This window comes from Corynebacterium sp. (genome assembly GCF_030530965.1).
Taxonomy (GTDB): Bacteria; Actinomycetota; Actinomycetes; order Mycobacteriales; family Mycobacteriaceae; genus Corynebacterium.
The window spans coordinates 17,971-24,102 of record NZ_JAUMTY010000001.1 but is presented as its reverse complement, the minus strand read 5'-3'; the positions used below and the strand labels follow the sequence as shown (position 1 = coordinate 24,102).

At 58.2% G+C, this 6,132-nt stretch carries 7 protein-coding genes; 5 read left to right on the top strand and 2 right to left on the bottom strand.

The window, feature by feature from the left end; translation table 11 throughout:
• Positions 1-8: 8 nt before the first annotated feature.
• Positions 9-353, bottom strand: coding sequence for an iron-sulfur cluster insertion protein ErpA (erpA, locus tag Q3981_RS00115; protein ID WP_012731354.1), 345 nt, complete (start codon positions 351-353; stop codon positions 9-11).
• Between the two features lie 220 nt (positions 354-573).
• On the opposite strand from erpA, the gene Q3981_RS00110 reads away from it, so the two are divergent.
• Genes Q3981_RS00110 through Q3981_RS00095 form a run of 4 tightly spaced genes read left to right on the top strand, consistent with a single transcriptional unit; the run spans position 574 to position 4,078 of the window.
• Entirely contained in the window at positions 574-1,398 is an 825-nt protein-coding gene (locus Q3981_RS00110; RefSeq protein ID WP_303122833.1) for a DUF3043 domain-containing protein, read from the top strand.
• A gap of 51 nt (positions 1,399-1,449) precedes the next feature.
• Entirely contained in the window at positions 1,450-2,055 is a 606-nt protein-coding gene (locus tag Q3981_RS00105) for a bifunctional adenosylcobinamide kinase/adenosylcobinamide-phosphate guanylyltransferase (RefSeq protein ID WP_303122693.1), read from the top strand.
• Positions 2,056-2,105: 50 nt separating this feature from the next.
• Positions 2,106-3,200 carry a nicotinate-nucleotide--dimethylbenzimidazole phosphoribosyltransferase gene (gene cobT, locus Q3981_RS00100; RefSeq protein WP_303122692.1) on the top strand — a complete coding sequence of 365 codons (1,095 nt, stop codon included), beginning with the start codon at positions 2,106-2,108 and terminating at the stop codon, positions 3,198-3,200.
• The gene (locus Q3981_RS00095) at positions 3,200-4,078 is read left to right on the top strand and encodes an adenosylcobinamide-GDP ribazoletransferase (protein ID WP_303122690.1); all 879 of its coding nucleotides are present in this window, start codon (positions 3,200-3,202) and stop codon (positions 4,076-4,078) included. Before cobT ends, Q3981_RS00095 begins: the two co-directional genes overlap by 1 nt.
• Positions 4,079-4,189: 111 nt before the next feature.
• Here Q3981_RS00095 and Q3981_RS00090 read toward each other — a convergent pair whose 3' ends face one another.
• Positions 4,190-5,293: a branched-chain amino acid aminotransferase gene (locus tag Q3981_RS00090; protein ID WP_303122688.1), complete on the bottom strand. Its 1,104-nt coding sequence runs from the start codon at positions 5,291-5,293 to the stop codon at positions 4,190-4,192.
• A gap of 203 nt (positions 5,294-5,496) precedes the next feature.
• On the opposite strand from Q3981_RS00090, the gene Q3981_RS00085 reads away from it, so the two are divergent.
• The coding region (locus Q3981_RS00085) for a biotin/lipoyl-containing protein (RefSeq protein ID WP_303122686.1) at positions 5,497-6,132 on the top strand (636 nt) is incomplete at its 3' end.

Genomic DNA, 6,132 nt, shown 5'->3' with positions numbered 1-6,132 from the left:
GGCTCGTATCAGTTGAACGAGTCTCCGCACGCGCAGGACCCCTTGGCGTTGGGGTTATCAATCGTAAAGCCCTGCTGTTCGATGGTGTCCGCGAAGTCGATCGTCGCGCCGGTCAAATATGGTGCACTCATGCGGTCAACAACCAGGTTCACACCGTCATAGTCATCGACGAGGTCACCGTCTAAGGTCCGGTCGTCGAAGAAGAGCTGGTAGCGCAGGCCAGCACAACCACCTGGCTGCACTGCAATGCGCAGGGCTAACTCGTCGTTTTGTTCTTGGCTCAGCAGAGACTTTGCCTTAGCTGCAGCGGCATCAGTCAAAATAACGCCAGTTGTCTTCTCCGGTGCAGTCATGCACTTCTCCTAACACGAAACAGGATGCTCTCTGAAGCTACCTCAAATGATTAGTGGACACTACCGTACTCCACATCACAGCAGAACGCACTGTACAGCTAAATTATTTCACAAGGCATAAGAGCCCCCGTCGTCGCGCACATCTGACACCTTGGGCACACCTACCCTCGCCTTATTCACAGGGTCGAACCCCTTTTCTTATATCCTTGATCTCGTGAAGATGCCATGGACAACGTCGAAAGAAAATCAGTCGAACGATGGCTCTGCGTCAGAATCATCGACGACGAAGTCATCGCGGTGGAACCGTAAACGCAAAGGGTCAGTCAGCGTCACTGCCGGTGGTAGCAAACCTGCCTCAACCAGCAGCAGTGCAGCAGACGGGAACTCCTCCGACAGCAATAGCAGCGATAGCCAGTCGCAGGATCGCTCCACCCCCAAGGGATATACGCCACCGAAAGGCCACGCCACTCCTAAACGCAATGACGTCGAACGCCAAAAGGGTGTGCGCAAAACGGCCTATAAGGCGCCTGAGACTCCTGCGGAAGCGCGTAAACAGCGCAAAGAGTTGAAGAACTCAATGAGCAAGGAAGAGTACAAGGCGCTCAAGCGCAAGCAACGCGACGAACGCGCACGGGAACGTGAGCGGAACCGTGAACGCATGATGAGTGGCGATGAACGCTACCTCATGGACAGGGACCGCGGTCCCGAGCGGCGGTTGATCCGCGACTGGGTCGATTCCCGCCGTCTCTTTGCCAATACGTTCATGCCCATCGTGGTCGTGCTGCTTATTCTGATGTTCATCACGACCGCGACGCGCAGCTATCTGCTCAATAATCTGCTCTCCATGGTGGGGATGATTCTGCTCATCCTGATCGTCCTCGATGGTGTTCTGTCGGGCCGTCGGGTGTCTCGTTTTGTTCGTGAACGTCACCCGGATACTGCTCTATCGACCTGGTCAATGGGCTTCTACGCCTTCTCCCGCGCGTCGATGATCCGACGGTTCCGTACCCCGCGCCCGCAGGTCAACATCGGCGATAGCATTTAACGCCCACTTATAAAACGCACGCACTGCATAGAATCGTAAGCACTGCCCAAGATGAAAACTTTGGTTCTTGGTGGAGCCCGGTCAGGTAAGTCTGAGTGGGCGGAGCACCTGGTGACACCCCCTGACTCTGCGGCGTCTCCCGACGATGTCCATGTCACTTACGTCGCGACTGCACGGCCCTGGGGTTCCACCTTCGACGCCGACTTCGCTCGCCGGATCGAGCGTCATCGTGCACGCCGTCCATCTTGGTGGCACACCGAGGATTCACGGGACCTCGTCGACGTCCTCACTGAATCATCCGACCAGCCAGCCGCCCGTCAGACTACGATCCTTGTCGACGATCTTGGCACGTGGTTGACCCACGAACTTGCTGAGGCAGGCATGTGGGATGCGGAGTTCGGGTCGGACGACTGGAACAAGGGATTACACGCCATCGGTGCCCGGCGCGACCGACTGATCACCGCTTTACGTCGCGTTCCGGCGGATGGCCCTAATCTTGTTGTTGTTAGCTCTGAGGTTGGAATGGGCATTGTCCCCAGCTATCCATCTGGCGGTGTCTTCCGGGACGAACTCGGACGGCTGAATGCTGATGTTGCATCGGTATGCGATCGAGTTGTCCTTGTGGTCGCTGGGTGTGCTCTCGACCTCCGGTCCTGAAAACTCCGATGGCAATGCTTAACACCGACAATAAGTAGAGAGAAGCAACAGTGAGCGATTCCTCTTTTCCCCTCATCTCTCCTCCCGACGAACACGTGTATGCACGGGCTCGTCAGCGGCAGGCGGAACTGACTAAACCCACAGGCTCACTGGGGCGATTAGAAGACTTGGGCTGCTGGATTGCCGCTTGCCAGGGGCAATGTCCACCCCAACCGCTTAACGACGTCACCACGGTGGTTTTCGCCGGCGATCATGGAATTGCTTCGCATGGAGTCAGCGCGTATCCCACGGATGTGAGCGTGCAGATGGCGTCGAATATCGAGTCCGGAGGCGCAGCGGTGTCCGTTCTCGCGAAACGCGCAGGCACCTTGGTTCGCGTGATTGATGTCAGCCTGAATAGCGGTTCTGAAGCTGATACCCATATCCGTGACGGCAGCGGGTCGATTGACCGGGAAGACGCGATGACTCGCGATGAATACCGACGCGCACTTCAGGTGGGCATTGATGCTGCTGATCGCGAGATTGACTCCGGGGTTGATCTGCTTATTGCCGGCGATTTAGGCATCGGAAATACGACGCCCGCCTCAGCGTTGATTGGCGCTTTAACCAACACTGAGCCCGTCGTCGTTGTTGGACGTGGCACCGGAATTGACGACAACGGCTGGAAACGGAAAACTGCGGCGATTCGTGATGCGATGTATCGCGTCCACAATATTCATGATGAACCCGCCAGCGTTCTCCAATTCATTAGCTCGCCAGATATAACGGCGATGGTTGGCTTCCTTGCGCAGGCAGCTGTTCGCCGCACACCGGTCATTCTCGACGGGATCGTTGTGTGTGCAGCGGCCCTTGTCGCCGAAAAGCTTGCGCCCGGCGCGAAACAATGGTGGGTCGCCGGCCACCGGAGTGTTGAGCCCGCCCAGGAGATTGCGCTGCGCGAGCTGGAGCTGACCCCGGTCGTTGATTTGGGGATGCGCCTCGGCGAGGGATCTGGGGCAGTCGTCACGCTCATGATCGTCAACGCAGCCGTGGACATCATCCGCAACATGGCGACGTTCGACGAAGCCGGTGTGTCGACGGCCGCGGATGCTGAAGATTCCTCTGCTGAAGATTCCGGCGCCGAAGACTCCCCTGCCGAAGAATAATGTCTGGTAAAGCAGGGTTTTCGAGTGAGCAGCCCGACAACCCCACCCATGGCCGCGCTATTCCCGAGGGAATATCAACAGCATTCAGCTGGCTAACGGTGCTGCCTTTCCGTGGCTCACGCGTTTTCGACCGCACGACCGGCCGTCGGGCAATGCTGGCGATGCCGCTGGTGGGGGTATTCCACGGACTGGTCGCGGGGTGCGTGTTCACACTGACGTGGCTGCTCCAGGTGAACTTCGGCCACTCCCTGGACTTCTGGGTCGTTGCATTCGTAATCGTCGCCTTGTGGGAGTTCGGCACCCGGCTCATGCATATCGACGGCTTGAGCGACGTTGCCGACGCGCTCGGCAGCTACGCCCCACCGCCGAAAGCTCGGGCCATTCTTGCCGACACGAACGCAGGTCCCATGGGCGTTGCCGCGATCGTGTTCGCCGTGGCAGCACAGATCATCGGGGTCCACGCCATCATGCAGGAGGCGGGCTCAACGAATCTCAGCGATACCGGCCACTTCTCACTTTCGTACTTCCCTACATCCGCCGTCATCGGCCTTATTCTCGTGCCGACGGTCGCGCGAATCAGCGCCTTAATCCTCTGTACAGAGGGATACCACCCAGCAAATCCCTCGGGTTTCGGCGCGCTCGTCATCGGAACCGTGCCGAGGATCGGTACAGCCACATGGGCTGTCGTGGCAGCCATCGCCGCATTCGTCGGCGGAGGAATTCTCTGGACGCTGGTGTCGCTGGCGGTCATCGCCTTAGTGATACCGTGGGCACGTCATTGCAGCCTACGGTTCGACGGCCTGGCCGGAGATTGCCTGGGGGCGACGATCGAAATCGCGACCGCAGCAACCGTCGTCCTCTTCAGCTTGACTGCCTAATCAGCCTGACTGCTTGATCAACCGTTTGATCACTATGTATAAAGCCCCGCTCACTCATACGTGGGCGGGGCTAGCGCTATAAACGCAAATCGCTTTTTACTTCACCAGGTTTTACTTCACCAGGGTGTAGCGCCAACCGTGGGAATCGTCGACGGAGCCGTGCTGGATCCCCGTCAAGGTTTCACGGAGTTCCATCGAGATCGGACCTGCTTGTCCACCGTTGATGGTGAATTCCCCTTCGTTGGACTTCACGGTTCCCACCGGGGTGATAACGGCGGCGGTACCGCAGGCGAAGGCCTCGCTCATCTCTCCGGACTTCGCGGCTTCACGCCACTCGGCCGTCGAGATCTTCCGCTCTTCCACGGCCATTCCGCGATCCTCGGCCAGCTTCAGCAACGAATCGCGGGTCACGCCGGGCAGCAAGGAACCGGATAATGCGGGAGTAACCAGCTTCGCGTCGTCGCCAGTGCCGTAGATGAAGGCGAGGTTCATTCCGCCCATTTCCTCGACATAGTTGCGCTCGATGGCGTCCAACCAGACAACCTGGTCGCAGCCCTTTTCCTCTGCTTGCGACTGGGCAGCCAAGGAGGCCGCGTAGTTACCGGCGAACTTTGCAGCTCCTGTGCCACCGGGGCAGGCGCGGACGTAGTCCTCACACAGCCAAACTGTCACCGGTTTGATGCCGCCACTGAAGTACGACCCAGCCGGCGATGCGATCAAGTAAAAGCGGTACGTCGAGGACGGGTGAACTCCCAAGCCCTTTTCCGTCGCGATCATAAACGGGCGCAAGTACAGCGCTGCTTCGCTTCCCGCTTCAGGAACCCAATCTGCGTCGATCTCCACCAGCTGATGGAGCGATTCCATAAATAATTCTTCCGGCAGTCCGGGCATTGCCAGCCGCTTGGCCGAGTTCTGCATCCGTCGGCAATTTTGGTCTGGACGGAATGTGGCTATGGAACCATCTGGCTGACGGTATGCTTTGAGTCCCTCGAAGATCTCCTGACCGTAGTGGAACAGCGTCGTTGCTGGATCCAAGGTGATCGGGCCGTAGGGGACGACGCGAGGATCATGCCATCCTTGCTCCCCATCCCAGTCGATAATCACCATGTGGTCGGTAAAGTTCGCTCCGAAGCCTGGGTTCGCGAGCACCTTAGCGATGGCCTCGGGGGATGTCGGGTGTGGATTTTTTTCTACGGTGAAAGTCTTATCAGCCATGGTTCCTACTGTAGACCCTCCCCCATATCCAGGTAACTTTAGCCAGATTTTGACGGCCAAGGCGCGTCTGAGGAGAAGCCACGGTATTGTGGGAGCACGTAAAGTCATGCCGTAATCAGATCCTCATGACACGTTTCAACGATCAGCGTCACAGATCTGCGTTGACTTCTTAACTATCGCTTATTTTAGAGGAGACTTCCACCATGGCGTTCTCTGTTGAGATGCCCGAACTCGGCGAATCCGTCACCGAAGGCACGGTCACCACGTGGCTCAAACAAGTAGGTGACACCGTCGCTGTCGACGAACCACTTCTGGAGGTTTCGACCGACAAGGTCGACACCGAGATTCCTTCACCCGTTGCTGGTGTGTTGACAAAAATTATTGCCGACGAAGACGACACGGTTGAGGTCGGCGAGGTCATCGCAGAGATCGGTGAAGAGGGCGACGACACCAGCAGCGACGACGGTGGTGCGTCGGAGTCGTCCGATTCCGGCTCTGGTGATTCCGGCGCTGAGGAGAAGAGCTCTTCGGAGGGCGAGAAGTCGCAGAAGTCCTCTAGCTCTGGTTCGAGCGGTTCTGCTTCTGGCGAGGCCACCGACGTTGAAATGCCAGAGCTCGGCGAATCCGTGACCGAGGGAACCATTACCCAGTGGCTCAAGAGCGTCGGCGACGAAGTCGAGGTCGACGAACCACTGTTGGAGGTCTCCACCGACAAAGTCGACACCGAAATCCCCTCCCCCGTTGCCGGTACCCTCGTCGAAGTCCTTGCCGAGGAAGACGACACCGTCGACGTTGGATCCGTCATCGCCCGCATCGGCGACGCCAACGCAGCATCCAGC

Coding starts and splice junctions, on each gene's coding strand:
- erpA (WP_012731354.1), bottom strand. CDS start 353: ATGACTGCACCGGAGAAGACAACTGGCGTTATTTTGACTGATGCCGCT.
- Q3981_RS00110 (WP_303122833.1), top strand. CDS start 574: ATGCCATGGACAACGTCGAAAGAAAATCAGTCGAACGATGGCTCTGCG.
- Q3981_RS00105 (WP_303122693.1), top strand. CDS start 1,450: ATGAAAACTTTGGTTCTTGGTGGAGCCCGGTCAGGTAAGTCTGAGTGG.
- Q3981_RS00095 (WP_303122690.1), top strand. CDS start 3,200: ATGTCTGGTAAAGCAGGGTTTTCGAGTGAGCAGCCCGACAACCCCACC.
- Q3981_RS00090 (WP_303122688.1), bottom strand. CDS start 5,293: ATGGCTGATAAGACTTTCACCGTAGAAAAAAATCCACACCCGACATCC.